The sequence below is a fragment of the Morganella morganii genome (assembly GCF_019242955.1).
GTDB lineage: Bacteria > Pseudomonadota > Gammaproteobacteria > Enterobacterales > Enterobacteriaceae > Morganella > Morganella sibonii.
The window spans coordinates 1,605,548-1,624,621 of sequence record NZ_CP066129.1 but is presented as its reverse complement, the minus strand read 5'-3'; the positions used below and the strand labels follow the sequence as shown (position 1 = coordinate 1,624,621).

17 protein-coding genes are annotated in these 19,074 nt (G+C 56.2%); 2 read left to right on the top strand and 15 right to left on the bottom strand.

Annotated elements, in window-relative coordinates; translation table 11 throughout:
• Positions 1-4: 4 nt before the first annotated feature.
• The 15 genes from JC793_RS07340 to JC793_RS07270 all read right to left on the bottom strand — a co-directional run bounded on the left by JC793_RS07340 (position 5) and on the right by JC793_RS07270 (position 17,704).
• On the bottom strand, positions 5-922 hold the full coding sequence (locus tag JC793_RS07340; protein ID WP_218428000.1) for a contractile injection system protein, VgrG/Pvc8 family: 918 nt from the start codon (positions 920-922) through the stop codon (positions 5-7).
• Between the two features lie 66 nt (positions 923-988).
• Positions 989-4,180, bottom strand: coding sequence for an ImcF-related family protein (locus JC793_RS07335; RefSeq protein ID WP_218427998.1), 3,192 nt, complete (start codon positions 4,178-4,180; stop codon positions 989-991).
• A gap of 16 nt (positions 4,181-4,196) precedes the next feature.
• Positions 4,197-4,895, bottom strand: a complete 699-nt coding sequence (gene icmH, locus JC793_RS07330) for a type IVB secretion system protein IcmH/DotU (protein ID WP_218427997.1) — start codon at positions 4,893-4,895, stop codon at positions 4,197-4,199.
• Positions 4,896-4,901: 6 nt separating this feature from the next.
• The gene (tssK, locus tag JC793_RS07325) at positions 4,902-6,170 is read right to left on the bottom strand and encodes a type VI secretion system baseplate subunit TssK (protein WP_218427995.1); all 1,269 of its coding nucleotides are present in this window, start codon (positions 6,168-6,170) and stop codon (positions 4,902-4,904) included.
• Positions 6,160-6,636 carry a type VI secretion system lipoprotein TssJ gene (tssJ, locus tag JC793_RS07320; protein ID WP_218427993.1) on the bottom strand — a complete coding sequence of 159 codons (477 nt, stop codon included), beginning with the start codon at positions 6,634-6,636 and terminating at the stop codon, positions 6,160-6,162. The genes tssK and tssJ overlap by 11 nt, the downstream gene beginning before the upstream one ends.
• Positions 6,633-7,523 (bottom strand): FHA domain-containing protein, encoded by an 891-nt coding sequence (locus tag JC793_RS07315; RefSeq protein WP_166707476.1) that lies wholly within the window; start codon positions 7,521-7,523, stop codon positions 6,633-6,635. The genes tssJ and JC793_RS07315 overlap by 4 nt, the downstream gene beginning before the upstream one ends.
• Positions 7,524-7,539: 16 nt before the next feature.
• Positions 7,540-9,795 (bottom strand): AAA family ATPase, encoded by a 2,256-nt coding sequence (locus JC793_RS07310; protein WP_218427991.1) that lies wholly within the window; start codon positions 9,793-9,795, stop codon positions 7,540-7,542.
• 12 nt (positions 9,796-9,807) lie between these two features.
• Entirely contained in the window at positions 9,808-10,467 is a 660-nt protein-coding gene (locus JC793_RS07305) for a type VI secretion system baseplate subunit TssG (RefSeq protein WP_218427989.1), read from the bottom strand.
• Complete coding sequence (locus JC793_RS07300) at positions 10,454-12,187, bottom strand: type VI secretion system baseplate subunit TssF (protein ID WP_218427987.1); 1,734 nt, start codon at positions 12,185-12,187, stop codon at positions 10,454-10,456. The genes JC793_RS07305 and JC793_RS07300 overlap by 14 nt, the downstream gene beginning before the upstream one ends.
• A complete protein-coding gene (locus JC793_RS07295; RefSeq protein WP_218427985.1) occupies positions 12,180-12,584 on the bottom strand; it encodes a GPW/gp25 family protein in 405 nt (134 codons plus the stop codon). Before JC793_RS07295 ends, JC793_RS07300 begins: the two co-directional genes overlap by 8 nt.
• Positions 12,581-13,918, bottom strand: a complete 1,338-nt coding sequence (locus tag JC793_RS07290; RefSeq protein ID WP_218427983.1) for a type VI secretion system contractile sheath domain-containing protein — start codon at positions 13,916-13,918, stop codon at positions 12,581-12,583. The genes JC793_RS07295 and JC793_RS07290 overlap by 4 nt, the downstream gene beginning before the upstream one ends.
• Positions 13,919-13,933: 15 nt before the next feature.
• Complete coding sequence (tssC, locus tag JC793_RS07285) at positions 13,934-15,415, bottom strand: type VI secretion system contractile sheath large subunit (RefSeq protein ID WP_218427982.1); 1,482 nt, start codon at positions 15,413-15,415, stop codon at positions 13,934-13,936.
• Complete coding sequence (gene tssB, locus JC793_RS07280; protein ID WP_166707469.1) at positions 15,415-15,918, bottom strand: type VI secretion system contractile sheath small subunit; 504 nt, start codon at positions 15,916-15,918, stop codon at positions 15,415-15,417. Before tssB ends, tssC begins: the two co-directional genes overlap by 1 nt.
• Positions 15,919-15,975: 57 nt before the next feature.
• On the bottom strand, positions 15,976-16,494 hold the full coding sequence (locus JC793_RS07275) for an Hcp family type VI secretion system effector (protein ID WP_166707468.1): 519 nt from the start codon (positions 16,492-16,494) through the stop codon (positions 15,976-15,978).
• Between the two features lie 28 nt (positions 16,495-16,522).
• Positions 16,523-17,704, bottom strand: a complete 1,182-nt coding sequence (locus JC793_RS07270; RefSeq protein ID WP_218427980.1) for a type VI secretion system ImpA family N-terminal domain-containing protein — start codon at positions 17,702-17,704, stop codon at positions 16,523-16,525.
• 387 nt (positions 17,705-18,091) lie between these two features.
• On the opposite strand from JC793_RS07270, the gene JC793_RS07265 reads away from it, so the two are divergent.
• Both JC793_RS07265 and JC793_RS07260 read left to right on the top strand, forming a co-directional pair.
• Positions 18,092-18,478, top strand: a complete 387-nt coding sequence (locus JC793_RS07265; protein ID WP_166707466.1) for a YkgJ family cysteine cluster protein — start codon at positions 18,092-18,094, stop codon at positions 18,476-18,478.
• 82 nt (positions 18,479-18,560) lie between these two features.
• Entirely contained in the window at positions 18,561-18,743 is a 183-nt protein-coding gene (locus tag JC793_RS07260; RefSeq protein WP_004241466.1) for a DUF2526 family protein, read from the top strand.
• Positions 18,744-19,074 lie beyond the last annotated feature (331 nt).

Below are 19,074 nucleotides of genomic sequence, written 5' to 3'. Positions count from 1 at the left end.
GGTTTCAGCTGCTTTCACTGCAATCAAGGGTGTGCGTGATATCGCTGACATAATATTCGCCGTTGTATTCCCCCGCCGGATGGTCACTCATCCGGAAGCGCATACCGGCACACAATGTCATCACCGCCGACCCGGCCTCATAATAATGCGCGGCCGCGGCGGCAGCTTCACAGGCAAACCGTGCCGCAGCAGGCTGGCCGTCATAATAGTGTGTCTGTTGCGTGGTACCGCTGCCGGTGAGTGTCTGCCGGTCAGTGCGGCTGTGATGCTGCTCCTGTGACCAGCTTTCTGCGGAGAATACCCCGCTGCTGACCCGGCGGCAGTCGCGGAACGGTGTGATAAGACGGGCGGAAATCGCCCCGGCTGACGGCACATGCTGTAATCCGTCCGTGATTGTCCACTGCGTGATATTGCCGGGATTGCGCAGGCAGAACCAGCCTTGCCCCGCCATTATCCGGCGGATCATGGCGCTGTCACTTTCATCCATCTGACACACGCAGGGACGGGTCTCCCCCTCCCCGCTGAGAGAAAAACGGACAAATGCCGTCAGCTGATGCAGATTGAGCAGTGTGCTGATCTGCCCTTTGCTGTTCTGATTCTGAAATAAGCGCCGCTGACGTCCGTGACGGAGAAAGGTCAGCGGATCAACCGCAATAATACGGTAAAAATAGAGCTGTTTATCCGGATGAAAACCGTCACATTCAATTTGTTGTATCAATCCGGCAAATGTCCGTTCACGACAGGTGACCACAGCCATTTTTCCCGGCAGCCCTTCATCCGGCGGTGACGGGCTCAGAAGATGTACTTCCAGCCATGTGCCGTCTGATAACGACTCCTTTGCATGCAGACGGGTCGCCACATACGGTGCACTGTTATCCAGCGTTACGGTAAGCGGACGGGGCTGACCGGCATAGTTTTCCATAACATAATACTCATCATTCAGCCTGACAGAGTACACAGAGTGCCACAGTACGGCGGCGTTCTGCCCTCACCTGTCAGCGGGATTTTGTGGATTTTCAGCGGAATTACCGCTGCTGAACAGTGACGGCGGCAGATGATAATCCGCAAACAGTCCGGCGGCTGACGATACCGCTCTGCCGTTGATCCGGCTGCGGAACCGGAACATATAACCGTTTTCCGTGACCACACTCTCCGGTGATGCGGCAAGCCCCTGAGACTGTGCCGTCAGCAGCCAGCGCAACAGTCCCCATTCCCCCGGATAAGAGGCGGAATACACGACTTTGCCGTGACGGAAATAGTCCGCTGTCAGCGGCTCTGCATCTGCGGCAGGCGGCCAGTAAAAATCCTGCCATAACGACGGGCCGTGCTGGTAGAGCAGTGTGTCATTTCCCTGTGCCAGCCGGATGCCCGATAATTGCGGTGTCAGCGCCACCGGACGTAATGAGATCCGCATATTCAGCGCCGCGGGGGCATCCGCATAGAATAACTGACGTAACTGTCCGGTCTGTGCTTCCGGCTTTTTCAGTGCCGCATACAGCGGATTGTTGTGGTGATCCGGCGGCAATAACTGCATAAAAGTGTCCATCACTCCGCCGGGGGTCAGAAAAGTATGCAGATCATCCGGTTTCACGCCCTGTGCATTGTGGCTGAACGGGTAGTACGGGGCGAGCCGGTCACGCCAGAACGGGTAGACGGTGGTCTGCCATTGTCTGTCAAGATAGTGTGCCGCCAGACCGGACTGTAACTGTGCAGACGTCTGCTGCCACTGCCGCAGCAAAGTCTCCAGTACCGGCGGCACATTTCCCGGCCCGGCCTCCGGCAGCTCCGTGCTCTTCATTACCTGCTGATAGCCCCATGCCTGCGGATCATCTCCGGCCATTCCCTGCTCCCAGTACTGCCGGAGAGATACCGACGATTGCTGCAGGGCAGCCAGCGCCGGTGACGGCATACCCTCCGGGGTCAGTAATACGTGCCATGCGGAAAACGCGCGGCTGATATTGCCCCCCGCCGGTTCATCTGTTTTTTTATATTGACTGAATGCGGATTGCAGCCGCCCTGCTTTTCTCAGCTTACTGCTGAGCTTGCTCATCCCCAGTAATGAGGCAGTCTGCTGTCCGGATTTCAGATCCGGTGCGGTACCGGGTTTTGCCGCCGCAAACGTGGTGTTGCGGCTGATCCCCTGCACCAGCGCCGTCACCGGGTCACTGAACGGTTGTTCTGTCAGCCGCAGTGCCGTGATCAGTGCTTCCGGTGAACCGGTATGACGCGGTGCCAGCGATAACAAAAACTGCTGCCAGTAGCGGATATATTCCTCATCATACTGACGGCTGATTTGCGCGATGATACTCTCCGGTGCAACCGGTGTATTCTCCGCCCACTGTTGCAGGAGATCCGCAAACCGGGACTGAAAATCCGGGTCTTCCCACTGTGCCTGCCAGGCGGTGTAACCGGCTTTGGTCATGTTATACGGGACCGATAAAAACCGGTGTTCCGGCTGAAACAGTGGTGTGATATCCGCCGGAAACAGGGTGTTCAGCGGCACCGTGCCATGTTCCCGGAGAAACTGCTCCCGCAGCACCGGGTAGATCCATTGCGCGGGATCAGATGCTGCCACTTTCTGCCGTGCCTGCGCCACCAGTGCGGCGTTGTATAAACGGCGTTCCTCTTGGGTCAGCGGCTGAACCGGATAATCATCCAGCAGAGAAAGAATATCGTCACCGCTGTCAGCATCACTGATATCTGTTCCGCGGTGGTCATCCGCAAACAACTGCCGGTAATCGCCGGTAATCTGTAACAACTGCGGTGAAGATGATATCACCGCCTGTTGCAGACGCTGCTCCCGCTCAGCAGCCAGCAGCGGAAATAACACCGTGCGGATCTGCTGCTGATAATCGCGGTACAGCGGCAGAAACGGGGATGAAAACCAGCGCTGCTCATACTCATGGCGGATCGCTGTGACCACCGGCTGTAAAAGATGCAGGTGGTGAACCCGTTCTCCGGCCGGTGCCGGTGCAATGCGTGACAGATATTCAAGGTGTTCGCTGAGAGTCTCCTGCTGTACCTGAAAATGGTGCCATTGCATCACACCGGCGGCGGCCGTGCCCGCCAGACACACGCTGACCGCCAGACAATACCCCGTCAGTCTGCGCCGTTCCCGCCCCGGACAGATAACTTCATCACGGCCATGAATAACCCGTTCAAATAATGGTGTAGCGATATGCTGTTCCCCGCATTCCGCCGCGCACAACAGTGCCGATGACATCACCAGACGTGTGCCCGCCGTGTGCTGGTGCTGCAGGGCCGCCACATACTGTGTCTGTCTGTTAAGGTGTGCCTCCAGTTGTGCGGGGAACGACAGCACGGCCGCATTCTGTTCCGGCTGCCCGTCTGTCAGCCCGGTGAATTGCTCCCGTTGTAATGACAATATTAAATCCGCCGTAAACTGTACAAACGGGGCATCGGGCAGCGCTTTCCGCTCACGGCTGAAATCCGTGCTGTGACAAAACTGTGCCCGCTGCGGATCGGCAAATCCGCGCCGCAGAGCAGGCACACTGCCGAGCCCCGGGAACATCAGATGCAATGGCGGGCGGCATCCGAGTAAAACTGAAAATGTGATACAGGCTTCATGGTGCTGCCGCCCGGACTGAATCACCTGTTCATCACTGAGCGCCGCAAGTACCGGTGCCGGAGACAATAAGATAAAACCGTGCAGCGGCTGAGACGGATTCAGACGCACCAGGTGCCGGGCACTCTCCTGCCCGCCGTCTCCGGTGAGCCACGCCGGTGTGCTGATACGGATCACGGTATTACCCGCCTGATAACAGAAAGGCACCTGCTCTTCCGCCAGCGGGGTAAACCCGTGCTGACGCATAAACGCCTGTGCCTGCGGCAGATCGTCACACAGCAGCCAGTAAGTGCTGATGCGGCGCCTGTCCCACCGGGGTGCCCCGCCGCTGCGGCGCAGACGGCGGCGTGTCTGATACAGGTACCGGCGCAGCTCACGGCGCTGTTGCTGCCGCTGTAACTGCTTCACATCCGGCTCTGCCCGCCATGAAGTTTTGAACAGTCCGTAAACCGCAAGACACAAACTCAGCAGCGACACAAATACCGGCAAAAGTGCACTGCCGCCCTCTGTCAGCCAGTAATACCAGGCCGTTGCGGTCAGTCCGGTAAGCAGCAGGATCACCAGCGCATACATTATTGCGGTTCTGATTTTCATCACCAATCTCCGTTGTTCAGAACAAGGCTGTCAGCGCATCACTCACTTGCTGTAATAACTGCTGATAACTGAAATCCGCCGCCGCCCGGAATGCTGCGCACAGCAGCAGTGAACAGGAAAAAATCAGCGGCAGAAGAATACATTTCGCAGGCCGGTTCCGGACGGTACAGCGTCCCGGCGGCGCAGACAGCGAGTCCTGACGGCTGCTGATCAGAATATGGCGCAACCGGCTGTAACAGGCGGCCAGAGCTTCCGGTCGTGCGCGGTATTCCCCGCGGAATCCGAGTGATAACAGATAAAACTGTAATTCGAGAAAATCCCGCAGCGGAACGGGGTTATGCACCGCAAGGTGCAGATAGCGGAAAAAGTCCTCTCCGCCGCGCCGGTTCTGAAACACCGCCCCGGTCAGCGTATGTTCCTGCCAGACCGATTCCGCTCCCCACGACGTGCTCAGCACCGCTTCATCCAGCGCGGCACACCAGACAAAGGCACTTTTTCCGATCAGGGAAGGATGCAGCTGACGGGCGGCGCAAATCCGGTAAAACCGGCTCACGCCCTGTAACATCTGCTGCCGGAACAGTGTCAGATCCGGCGGAGTCCCGCCCTGCACCAGCATAATCAATGCCTGAAGCAGCGGTTGTCCTGCGCTGATCAGCACATTTTGTCCGGTGTCCGGATGTCCGGCTTCTGCGGTTGTTACGGAACCTGTCTCCATGACGTATTACCTCCGGGTTATCAGGATGGCATTCAGCCGGGCATGCGGCAGCTGGCCGTCAATGTGCAGCGCCAGAACCGGGTCGTCCTGTGCCATCTGCGCCCACAGCGGGCTGCGGATATCCGGTTCAAAATAAATTGCGCCCGGATGTGTTGTGATCCCCTCCGGAACGCTGTTCAGATGCAGCAGCGGAATACCGGTCAGCCCGTTATTCACACAGGCCGCTATCTGACGGTTTCCGGCCAGTTTCAGCAGGCGTGCTGTCCGGCCTGCATCCGGCGGCCTGCCGCTGTCATCCGCATATTCCACGATCAGGCGGCTTTGCTCCGCAAAGGCGGATTCCGGCAGCGCAAGCCGCAGTAAACGCCGGGTTGTCAGCAGCCGGGTATCCCAGTTCAGCGGCTGTATATGCTGCCGGGTCTGCGAGGCAAGAAAGTGCTTCAGTGACTGAATACAGGGCGTAAACAGCCCGGCGTGATCGTCATTCCGCCACGGTTGCGGTTCAGGCGGTGGTGTCGCGGCCAGCGCATATAAAACGGATTGCAGATGCAGACAGAAACGGTAAAAATCCCGGCAGAAGATACGATCGTCCGCCGCCAGACTTTGCAGTTGTGTCAGCAGCGGTTGTAAATGAAGACAAGCCGTTTCCCCGGCCGGAGCGTTATAAAGCCGCTGAAGCCGCTGTACCAGCAGCAGCCGGATATCCTCTGCCCTGCGGCTCAGCCACGGGTTATCCTGCACAAACAGATACGGCGCACAAAATTCCGCCTCCGGCAGCGGGTGTCCGGCTCCCTCCCGGCAGTGCAGCCGGGCAACCGTCAGTCCGGTTTCATCCTCACGGCACTGTGAGGCACATTTAAGCTGAAGATTCAGATGCGCGGTACTGGTCATCACCGGTTCACGCATCTGCGGTTCCCGGTTTTCACTGACGCTGAGCGGTTTTGCGGTAAAACGATCCGGCGCACTGCTCAGCGGCAGAGTCAGCAGAAACGTCATATCCCCCGCCAGTCCGTCCAGACTGACACTCAGCGGCGTGTCTGTGATAAACGGCGTACCGTCCGGCATCACACCGTGTGCCTGTAACAGCGTCAGTTTTCCCGCCCCTGTCAGGGACTCATCTGTCACCAGCCGGGAAAAACCGGCAAGACCGCCGCTCAGCTGTTGTGTCACATCACGCAGACAATGGCTGTGCAGACGACTTTCCTGGATAAAATGCTCCGGCTGGAGAAATAACCCCTCCTGCCACCAGATACCGGCCGTTTCATTAATCATCATTGCCCCCTGCTGAGAGTGACAATGTCTGCCCATCCAGAAACAGCGATATCTGCATCACCGGCAGCGGAAGAACCGCAATCACCTGCTTGTTACCTGCCTCTGCCGCCGAGAAACCGGCAAGCACACCGATATGTGTCACACCGGGCTGCAATTGCAGCAACAGCGTTTCCAGACCGCCGGGATAGACCGGCGCCGTCACCTTTCTGGCCAGCAGCTGTTCTTTGAGTAACCTCTGATCCTGCTGCCACAGCGGCATAAAGCGTTCACGCTGAAAGATTTCATCGCTGCTGAGCTGGTAGATCCGCAGCACAACCGGCGCCGGGCGGTTATCCGCATTCGGGTTACTGTTTTCATGCGCCCGGATCACCACACGTAACAGACCGGTATCCGGCGGTGTCCCGAAGCGGCAGGACACCGGACCGAAAAATAAAAAAATAAAAATAAACAGATAGATACGTCGTTTCATGATGACTGAATAATTTGGGTGTAAAATTCACTGCGGAAATAATCTGTCAGTTTGGTTTTCAGATGGTCATCCGCGATCTGCTGGCTGAAGAAGCGCTTGTAGGTCTGCCAGTAATCGATTTTTCCGGCAATTTTCTGGTCACGGTGCAGTGCTTCCAACTGCTGAGGGGAAATATCACGGATTATTTTTTCCGCCGCCAGGTCCAGTGCCCGGCTGATTTCCGGCAGCAGTGATTGCAGCAGCACCAGTTTGTCGCCGGCCAGTACCGGCGGCAAAACAGCTTCCGGCGGCGCCGTAAACACAGGAACGGGTTCAGGAACAGGCACACCGGCCGGTTCAGAAACACTCGCCGGTTCCGGTACGGGTTCTGCAACCGGTGCAGGGCTGCCGTACGGTCTGGCCACCGCTGAAAAATGGTAACGGATATCATGCGGTGCCGGTTTTTTCACCGGCGCGGTGCCGAGGAACGGGTCATCATCAAAACAGGTGTTATCATCTGCCGGAGAGAACAGGCTGCGCAGGGCATTTTCTTCGCCCTGTGTATTCAGCGGCTCCGGTGTCCGGCTCAGCGGGGAAAAACAGGATACCAGCAGCCGGAAAGCGCCGATCCCCAGCATGTCGCCGTCCTGTAACAGATAGTCCGTGCCATGACCCAGCGCATCGTGCCGGTTATTGATAAACACGCCGTCACGGCTGGTATCGGTCAGAATATAACCGGCGGCAGTGCAGCGGAGTGTGGCGTGAATATCCTCAATACGGGAATGCGGGTCATCCAGCACAATATCGGCCTGAGCATCACGCCCGATAGTGCCGTCTCTGCCGTCAAAACAGTATTGTGACAGAGGGTTATTCTCCGGCGCGCTGACTATCCGAATCGTCAATGACATAGCGGTGATCCTGATGTTAATCAATAGAAACAACGGGGTTATTATCAGTCACTGATAATGAAACCCGGGTAATGGCAGTCTGCTGTCTGCGTTTTTCAATACAGGCTTCGGCAATCTGCGGCAGAAGTTTACCCGTAATCCCCTGCTCAACCGCTCTTGCGCCGGTTTCTGCTGAATAAGGCAGTGACAACAGATAAGTGACTAATTCATCTGAATAATCAAACGCGCACTGATAGGTTTCCTGAATGCGTTTACCCACCCGTTCCAGTGACAGCCGGGCAATCGCCGCCATTTCCGTGTCATTGAGCGGGTAGTACGGGATAATGGTGGTGCGGCCGAGAAACGACGGCCGGAAATGACGCAGCAGTGCCGGGAAGATCAACTGCACCAGTCCGGCTGTACCCGGACGCTCATCACGGCAGTGCGCCGCAATCTCTTCTTCCGCCGCATTGCTGGTCATAATGATGATCGTGTGACGAAAATCGATTTCCCGCCCTTCACTGTCAGCGATACGGCCTTTGTCGAAAATCTGATAAAACACGTCATGAATGGCCGGATGCGCTTTTTCCATCTCATCAAGCAGCAGGATAGTGTACGGATTACGGCGCACGGCTTCGGTCAGCACACCGCCTTTGCCGTAGCCGGTATAGCCCGCCGGGGCACCCAGCAGCATGGAGACTTTGTGCGGCTCTTTAAACTCCGTCATATTCAGTGTGACCATCCGCCGTTCGTCGCCGCAGAGCGCCTCACAGAGTGCCAGAGCAGTTTCGGTTTTGCCGGTACCGCCCGGGCCGCACATCAGAAATACCCCCTGCGGCCGCAGCGGGTTATTCAGACCACTGCGGGCAATGCGGATAGCCTGTGCCACCGCCGCAACCGGCGCGGTCTGGCCGATCACCCGTTCCGCCACTTTTTCTTCCAGGCGGCTCAGCCGGGAAATGTCATCCGCGGCCAGATGCCCGGCCGGAATGCCCGTCCACAGCGCAATAACCTCCGCAATATGATGGTCATTCACGGCATCTGCCGCACTTTCCGGAGTGACGGAGCGTGCAACCGATAACCCGGCGCAGGCGGTATCCAGCAGACTGATCGCTTTATCGGGCAGTTGCCGCTCCGGCAGATAACGGACAGAAAGCCGTACCGCCGCTTCACAGGCAGCTTCCGTCACCGGCAGGCCATGATGCTGTTCCAGTACCGGTTTCAGGGTATTGAGGATGGTCAGCGTGGTGGCCTCATCCGGCGGAGCGATTTTTACCGGCTGGAAACGCCGCGTCAGCGCGGGATCCGGCTCAATAAACTGTTTGTATTCGGACCAGGTGGTTGCAGCCAGCGCTCTGAATTCACCGCGTGCCAGCGCCGGTTTGAGGATGTTGGCCGCATCCCCCTGACCCGCTGTGCCGCCTGCACCGATCAGGGTATGGGCTTCATCAATAAAAATGATTTTTTCTGTGCTGCCGGTGCGGATCTCCGCCAGCAGGTTTTTCAGCCGCTGCTCAAATTCCCCTTTCATAGCGGCACCCGCCTGTAATGCTGTCAGATCCAGCTCCCAGACTTCGCAGCCGCGCAGACGCTCCGGCACATTGCCGTCACTGATCTGCTGCGCCAGGCCTTCCGCAATGGCGGTTTTTCCCACACCTGCCTCGCCGACCATAATCGGGCTGTTCTGACGGCGGCGGCAGAAAATATCCAGAATCTGACGGATTTCACTGTCACGGCCAATCACCGGGTCGAGTTTTCCCGCCCGCGCCAAAGCCGTCAGATCGCGGGCGTACGTCTCCAGCAGTGTTGTTCCGTGGCTGTCCTGTGCCACCGGAACGGCGCCCGGCGGCAATGCCGTTATCTGCCGCGCCAGCCACTGTGCGTCCACGGATTGTGCCCATGCCGTCACCGCAGGCGGAATACCGCTGCACGCTGTCTGCCGCAGCAGTTGTAACAGATGAATATCACTGATCTGCTGCCCGCCCTGATTCAGCGAGACATGCAGCCAGAGCTGTTTCATCAGTTCTGTCAGTTCCGGGGCAAACACCGGGGACGCATCCGCCGCCTGCGGCAGCAGCGCCAGTGCATCATTCAGGCTGTATTGCAGTGCCGCATTATCTGCCGGTGCCTCACACCAGTTCAGATCACGGCAGGCGGCGATCATCAGCAGCCAGTGCAGCGGTGTGACCGCCCGGTGATGACGGCGGACACACTCCTGCGCCGCATCCTCCAGTGCCGTCACCAGCGGCGGCGATAACCGCCGGATAAGTTGATGTAAATCGATAGTCAGCATAGCGGTTCCTTGTCAGAGCCGGGTATTTCGTCCCAGCCGTAATGCGGCAGCAGCAAGTTGTGCAGGCATCATCTGTGTGTTATCTGTCCGGAAAATAACGTCAAACGTCAGCGGACGGCGGAAAAAGGTACGGATAAATAATCCGAGATAATGGTGATATTCTCCGCCGGTCTGCCAGCTGTCGCGGGGTTGCAGCGGATCAGTAAATACATGTACCTGCAGATGCGCATTCCGCAGATAGCAGTGCGTGCCTGCCAGCGCACCGCCGCCGAGGCGGTTTCCGGTACCGGCAGGCGGGTGATACGGCATACGGACAGGCGGGGCGTACTGAAATTCTGTGCGGCAGGCAAAAAAAGCCGATACTGTCCTGTTCAGTGCCCGCAGCCGGGTATTGCCGCCCCATACCTGCGCCGCTGCCGGGTAACAGACAGCCGCTTCCGGCAGCAATGTCTGTATCAGCGTTGTCAGCGGTAATTCCGCAGCAGCGGATTGTCCGCCGTGCTGCCGGTCTGCCGTCTGCTGTAACCGGCGGCAGACCGCATCAAAAACCAGAAAAAAATCCTGCGGGGCGGTCTGCTGGTGAGCCTGTGCATATTCCGCCACCGGGCCGGTAATATAACGCGGCAGCACACCACCGGTACCGAGCAGGCCGGGGGGATCAGAACGGCTCATCAGCGATCCTTACCGGGCCGTGATATGCCGCACCACGGTCATTACGGCGGCGCAGTATGAGCTGAATAAATTCATGGTCATGACTCAGTGCGGAGAAAAGTGCTTCCAGCAGTGCGGCAAAGAAGGCCGTTCCTGACACGGGCGTGTTGTGTGCCAGTGTGACGGTAATATGCCGCCCCGGAATCGTCAGCGGAAGGTGATGATAAAAACGGACAGTCACGCCGGGTGAGGATGTGACCTCTTCAATGGCGGCAATCAGCGCGGTGATCACCGGTGAATTCTGCCGGTCATACAGCGACAACAGGGCTTTGAGTGGTGCGGCACCGTGCGGTGAATCAGTAAGATCCGTCAGCCGGGTCTGCCGGAGCCGTAAAAAGAGCGCGCACGGATCCGGCTGCACCGGCAGAGGAAGCTGCATTGCCCGCTGAGCGGCAACAACGTGATAGGTCAGCGGATCAGCCTGCTGCGGTGTGACCGGTTCTCCGGCCGCTGTCTCTGCCAGCGCTCCCTGAGTCCCGCGTCCGCGCACAACCCAGAGCCGTGCATGCCCCTCCCCGCTGTCTTCATCAGATAACAGGCAGTTAAGATGTGTCACATCTCCTGCCGCACCGCACACCGGCTGCCAGCAGCAGGCAGAGTGCTGTGTAACCGGCTGATGGTACAGCTGCGGCACCGGCCGGGCAGGCAGTGTGGTGATATCCGTCACCGCGTCCGCTGAATACAAAAGCACATCCGCCCGGGTATCTGCACACAGCGGATGCGGATTGGTGTCCGGCGATACCCGTAACGGCTCACTCTGATGTTCAAAGCAGTTTATCAGCACAGCACGGAACAGCACGATGCTGTCATTGCGGGCAAAGCGTGCCGGTTCCGGCAGCATGTCGCGGAAAATAAATGTCAGTGTGAACTCCTGCCCGCTGCACTGCTGCAGTGAATCCGCCGGTGATATCACCGTGCCTGCCGCCTGTTCCGGATACCACAGCGCGTCATATAACAGTGCCTGCACATTATCTTCCGCTTCCGTACGCTGAGTCAGCGGTAATCGCTGACACGCCTGCGGCGGTAAAAACATCTCTGTTTCCCCGGCATTCAGCCGGATGGCGGCACACTGACGGTGAACAGCATCATCAATCAGCCAGGGAAGCTCGCCGTCGCCGGTAAAATGCAGCGTCAGAGAGGTCAGATTCAGTTCTGATACCGGGAGCCCCGGCACGGTCACCGAAAAAGTCAGTTGCAGGGAACAGGCTGCGGTACGGCTCTCCCCCTGCTCCGGATAGATCACCGCCTGCGGAATAAACCGGTGTCCGGTTATTGCCAGCGGCGTCAGCGTCAGCGGCTGCTGTGTCCGCCAGTGTATGGTATCCCCGGCGGCATTCAGGGTGGTGAACGGTGTATCCGCCGCCAGCGTCTGCACCTGTGCCGCCGCCTGCGGTGTGAATACCACCGGCAGCAGCGCAGGCACCGGGCGCAGGTAGTCCGGAAACACAGTACGGACAAGTGTTTCTGTCAGCTGCGGCGCAGTCAGATCCAGCTGCTGCGCCGTCAGACCCGTCAGATACGCCACGCCATCGAGAAGCGCACGCAGTTGCGGATCGGTAATCGTCTGTCTGCTGATCCCCAGCAACTGCGCCTGATGCGGATGCTGACGACAGAAAGCATCCAGCCCCTCCAGCAGCTGCTGCCGCTGCTGTTCAAAATAATATAGTGTGTTGTCACGCACCGGCGGCCTCCGTGTTTATCAGTTGTCCGGCATTAAAATCCAGACAGACCGGCAGACACACTTCCCGGCCGCCGTACAGTGCGGTGATCTCAAAATGAATCTGATGCTGCCGGTATGAATGCGGCACGATGCTGACACTCACCTGCTGTAAGCGCGGCTCATAGCAGCGGATAAGACTTTCGATTTCCTGTGTGATTGCCGTGAGATGGAATTTTCCCTGCGCCCGCAGCAGATGGCTCTGACCAAACCCGGCGATACCGCTGCCTTTCCTGCCGTCCTGCCAGATCGGTGCTCTGGCGTTGATGATCCGGTACAGATGCGCCGTAACCGCCCGTTCCGTACAGGGCTGATACGGCGGCTCATCCGCTTCGTGGCACAGCCGTTCGAGCAGGCTCATAACAACACCTCTCCCTGCGGCCGGGAAAACCAGAGTGTGAGATCCACATTCGCCTCGCTGATATCGTACTGATACTGCGGCTGCAGGCAGATACGGCACTGATAACGCGCCGGGTCCGCCGGATCCGCACTCATGATGACAGACGCACGGCGCAGCGGATAATCGGCCATAATGACATCCTCGCCGTAATCAACATCGCTGACATAACGTTTCAGCCATTTTTCCACTGCACGCTGACACGCAGCCGGGGAATCAAAATTGCCGATTTTGTCGCGAATCTGCGTCCGGATGGCATGCGCAAACCGGCATGCCATCAGATTCACCGGCAGCATGGTCAGTTGCCGCCAGCGGGGCTCCGGCGGCAGCCAGACACTGTAATAACTGAAAAAACCGTACTGCCCGCTGAGATACAGTGAAGTACAGGCGGTCAGCCCCTGTTCTGCCCAGAAATTATCCTGTTCGCAGGCCAGATCGGTTTCCGTGACTATCTCCGGCGGCGTAAGCGCATCTCCTCCTGTCAGCGGAGCCACTATCGCCCCCTGCGTGCCGCCGCTGTCATAACTGCGCAAAAAGCCAAACCAGCTGATCCGCTCAAACTCACGGATAACATTCATCACCACCAGCCAGGCAGCATTGCCCCATAATTCCCCGCCATGCGGATTATCCGGCTGATAAACAAAGCCGCAGCGGGGTGTTTTATGTGGATAACGCAGCAGAAAACGCGGCAGCGCGAGATAAAGAAAGCGCGCTTGTTCGTGACAACGTAACTTTTGCCACAGGCAGTAATCCGGGCTGTTCAGAATACGGGAAATTCTGTCGTGATCCGCGGAGAACCAGTGCAGGTCATCTCCGGTAAAATGCGGGTCAGTACCGGTGATCACCGGACATAATGACACTTCTCCCAGCTCAGCCAGCCGGGTGGCGGTATACAGCTCGTCATACTCACCACCGCCGGTAAATACCATCTGGTGATCCACCAGCAGCAGCCCGAACGGCAATCCCCCCGCCGTATTCAGTTCACGCTGATACAGCAGGCGGTATAACAGGGTATGACGGATATCAAAGGCGGTGTTCAGCTCCCGGGCCAGCAGCGGCCAGGAGAGATCCAGCAGGCGGATAACCACCCGCCGGGGGGATGAGACCAGGGCGGTCAGATGACGCAGACTGCGCCAGCGGGCTTCCAGCGCGCAGAAATCCGGGTGATGCAGCACCTGTTGCAGCTGAGTGGTGCACAACCGGTCGATACCGTGAACAGCGTGCTGTATCAGCGCACAAAACTGACTGTGATCCTGCCGGGCCGCCGCCTGATGCAGCGCAGTCTGAAAATCCGTCATCCGTGACATCCTGTATTACCCGCCCGGAATATCCGCCACCATCCGCAGCGAAGCCGTAAGCGCTTCCATCTGCAACCACGGTCTGATCCACGCCACCGCCGCATACATACCGGGACGGCCGGGTAAATCTGTCACGGTGACTTTGGCTTCCGCCAGCGGATGCGTGGCTTTGGCTTCATTACCGATAGCATTGGGATTAACATACTGATGCAGCCAGCGATCGAGGGATTTTTCCACATCCGCCGCCGAAAGATTTGAACCGACACGGTCACGGCCAATCACCTTCAGATACTGTGCGATACGGCTGCTTGCCATGACGTAAGGCAGTCTGGCTGAAATTGCCGCATTAGCTGTCGCCGCCGGATCAGTATAGATTTTCGGTTTATGTACCGTCTGCGCGCCCATAAATACGCCGTGTGCAGCATTTTTGTAATGCACAAGCGGCAGAAAGCCGAGGTCACTGAGCTCTTTTTCCCGCTCATCGGTGAGATTCACCTGTGCCGGGCAAAGCTGAACGGCGTCACGGGCATCATTGCGGTAAATATAATTCGGCAGATTATCCACTTTGCCGCCATTCTCCGCCCCGCGCACCGCAGTACACCAGCCGAAGCGGCGGTAAGCCTGTGTCAGCAGCAACCCGTAAGCATAGGCTGCATTGCTCCAGACAAACTGATCCTGTGACGACACGTGAGCGGAGCCGTCCGCCCGCTGCGGTAATTCCTCAAACTCAAATCCGCTGATACTTTTTCCGCCGGTGCCGTAAGGCTGACGCGCCAGGGTTTTCGGCAGTGTCAGTGCCACATAACGGGATTCATCGGAGGAGCGGAATGCATTCCACGAGGCATACGCGGGAGCATCAAACCCGGCGGCCACCGGTTTGCCGTCTGCAAATTGGGTCACTGACTGAAAATCAAACATCGACTGCCCCGCCGCCGCCACAAACGGCGCATGTGAGGCACTGGCCACTTCGCCGATGTAACGCAGCAGCGCCACATCCTCATCACCGTAGCCAAATTCAAAATCCCCGAGCAGCACCCCGTACGGCTGACCGCCCGCGGTACCAAACTCCGCCTGATAAACACAGTTAAAAAACGGGCTGCGATCAATCGCCGGTGCATTCTCAAACTGTTGCAGCAGCTCGGTTTTGGTGTAATCCGCCATACGGATTTTCAGATCAGCGCCGGGGTCACTTTCCCTGACCAGCTTATGCAGCCCCAGCCAGCTGCCCTCCAGCCGCCGGAAATCCGGAGCGGTCATCACTTCGGATAATTGTGCTGAAATCTGTTTATCAATCATAGCGATAGCTTTACGCAGCGTGAGCGTCAGGTTTTTGTCCCAGCTCACGGTGCCCGCCATGGCCTGACGGGTCAGCGCGGTCATCAGATCACGGGTGGTATCCGGCGGCGTCTGCACGGTGGCCTGCACTGCGCGATCCAGAAAACTGAGTTCCGCCGTGCTCTGTGATGCTGCCGCCTGTTGCTGCAGGGTGTCGCTCATCAGCGTTCCTCCTGTACAGCCAGCTCGGAGGAAAGCGAACTCAGCGCTTCAGTGTTTTGCAGGATTTCTTTGAGCAACTGCTCCAGATCACGGGAGCGGTCTGCTTTGCTGAGCAGCGTTTTCAACTGATTACGGGTTTCAACCAGCGATTTAAGCGGTGCAATCTGATTAACCAGATTTTCCGGATGGAAATCCGCCATCGAGGTAAAAGAGAGTTCAACCGGAAATTCACTGCCGTCATCACTGAGTGTATTGGTGACATTAAAGGTCAGTTCCGGGTTTACCTGCGCCATCACATCATTAAAATTGTCGTTATCAATACCGGTAAATTCCCGGTCTTCCGGCGCACATTTTTTATCCGCCGGTTTGTGGCCGGAGAAATCACCGACCACCCCGACGACAAACGGCAGCTCCCGGTTTTCTGATTCCCCGTTTACTTCAACATCATACGTAATACTGACGCGGTTTTTATTTACCCGCTTGTGCTGTGCATTCATTGCCATAACAATTTTCCTGCGGTTATCAAGAAAACGGGAAGCCCTCAGGCTTCCCGTTCAGTATTATTTCGCGCCGGACAGCAGTTTGCCCTGCGGCAGGTTGTAGGTAACAATACCGCCCTCTTTCAGCTCACCGCCTTCCAGTTCATAGGAATGTTTCTGTGAAATCTCCACATAGGAGAACGTGATCATTTCATGCGGCTGTGCGCCGTCATAACCGCTGACGTTGTAACCGGTCAGGCGGGCATGAGAAAGTTTGATCTGGAAATACACCGATGCGCCGGAACCGTCAGCTTCCGGTTTGGTAAAGGCGATTTCCACCGTTTTACCTTCTTTACCCGGATTAAACAGGAAAGAAAGCAGATCTTCCGATGCACCATCAATCTGTTTTGCCACACTGACCGGCTGAATCGCGACCATACCGGAATCGGCGTTATTGCCGTTACCGATATCCATCGCCACATTGCGGGAACCTCCCCAGCTGTAAGAATCCACCGCAAACCAGTTTGTGCCGTCCAGGCCGATAACTGTTGCGCCGCCTTTAATATCAACGCCATCAATTCGCATATAAATACTTGCCATAACTATCCTTATTATGTGTGTGTAATAATTACCAGCGCAGTGCGGTATTACCGCGCTCTGCCGGTAAGGTCGGGTTTTCATCTGCGGATGCCGTACCGGATATACCGCTTTCCGGCTCCGGCAATTCCGTCATCTGCATGTCATTCAGACCGGTCAGTGAAAAAATCCGGTCCAGCAGTGTACTGTTGTCTTCCAGTAATATTTCCTGCCACAGCCCGGCCAGAGACATCTGTCCCCAGCGGATGGCTTTTTCCAGCAGGTAGGAGATCGGGCTGTGAGGTTCGCTGTCTCTGAAATAGCGTGAAATTTCGCGCAACTGCCGCAGTGCCGTATCACGGTTATGATGATTACGCTGACTGAGTGCCGGAAAATCCGGGCGGGCGGTCTGTCCCGCTGCCGGCGATACCGGTTTTTGCGGCGGAGATTCCGGCTGTACATCCGTTACCGGTGGTGCTGACAACGGCAGACCGCTGACAGCCATCACAGCGCTGCGGTAACCGGTCAGTAATTCGGTAAAAAAGGCGGGATGTACTGTGCCGGCAGCGCTTCGTGCCGCAAAAAATGCAGCCAGCGGCTGTAAGTGCGCCAGGCACTGTGTCAGCATATCAATGCGCTGACGGGCATCTGTCCGGGCTTCTTCAGAGCGCGCCGGGAGATCCGGCAGCGCTCCGCGGTGCTGACATTGCAGATAATGGTAATAGGGGATGTCATCCGCCACCGGCAACAGTAATACCGCACTGTAAAACAAACAATTTTCGGTACCGGTGCCCAAAATCAGACTCAGTTCCTGTAATTTTATCTGCTCTGCCTGCGGGTCTTCCGTATGTTGCGGCGGCAGGTGTTCCCAGCGCTCTGTCATCTGGACAGAGAACCAGGCAAGAGACTGCTCAAGGGCGCAGAGAGACGGGTCCTGTAAAATCTGACACCAGAGATACCAGCCGGAAAGACTGATATCACGGGCAGTATCTGCCAGAACCGGAAACAGCGCATCCGCCAGTGCGGTCTGATCGGCAAGCATCTGCTGCCGGTGCTGCACCCTGCTGTCCTCATCGGTTTGCTGTAACAGGCGGCGCAGTGAAGACTGGGCGATATTGAACAGATTACGCAGCGGCCGGTAACGGGCACTGTCTGCTTTTAAATACTCCCCCTGCGGCTGTGTTTCACAGACGGGCAACCACAGTGCTTTCTGCTCATCCTGAGACAATGGCATACCTTTCCCTTTACTTTCCGAGCCTGTTTTCCGATGCGGAAAGTAAACCATATTGAAAGGATTACCACTGTCAGCAACTTCATTGATTTTTTTAGCTTTGCGCCAGACTGCGGCAGCAGATTGTGCAGGAGAACACCGTCGGCACTGAATTTACTTTATCTTTTAAAAACAGAAAATTAGCTTAAATATCAGATAATAATCCTGATCATCCTTTATTAGCAGACTTATTATTTTAGCTTTACCCATTATTTTGTGATCTGTTGCTGTTTATTTTTGATGAATTTCAGCGGTAAAATAAAAACAATAATCCGCCCTGAAGATTTATTCAGGACAAAACTCGGTCGGCGGTGAAATTATCACCGCGTTTGCATAATGTGGCTAACTATCATGAGTAATGTAATTGCGTTTACTGATGCGGACACCAATCCCTGTATGCAGTGCGGGGCATGCTGTGCCTATTTCCGGGTCTCATTTTATCACGGAGAAATGGATATCACGGGCGGTGTGGTACCGGCAGAGATGACAGAAAAAGTGAATGATTTTATGGCCTGTATGAAAGGTACAGATCAGAAATCCCCGCGCTGTATCAATCTTCAGGGGGAAGTCGGTCAGTGTGTGGCATGCAGTATCTACACACAGCGTCCGTCCCCCTGCCGTGAATTTGATCAGTCATGGGTCAGCGGTGTGCACAATGCCGCCTGTGACCGGGCAAGAGCCGCACACGGCCTGCCTCCGCTGGAACCGCCATCCCGGCATAATGATCACGCCGCCTGAGCACCGCCGTTTTGCACTAACGTTTTTACGGCTGTTCAGGTAGGATAGCAGCATTAAAATCAGACTGAATAAGGACAGCCGTATGAGCGATTATGCACAAAGTGTTGCTGATGTGGAAAAAGCCATTGAGAGCAACAGTATCACTGAAATGAATGAACTGATGGTCAGCCTGGGTGACAGTAACCCGCTGCCGTATGAACAGCGTTATGAGTTACAGCAACGCCTCCGTCAGGCGATAATGGATCACGGAAAAATACATCACTAGTTAATTCTTATTCCGTACCGGCTTTTATTCAGCATAATATGCCGGTGCGGAGTGTCATGTTTATTCCGTTAATGTCAGCTTTTGCAAAAATCGCTGTCATCCCTGTACTAACGGCCGCTTAATCCGCTATTCTTTTCCTGTCAGCTACCTTATTCATTCATCTGATTATTATTTATAACAAATCAATCTTATCTGCCCATTAATTAAAAACCGAAAATAAGACACAGTATATTATTGTTTTATATTACAGTTTTATGAAATTTATCATTTTATTCTCTGCTAAAAAATACCTTATTTATCTATAGAGGAAAGGGAATAATCAGCATATGAT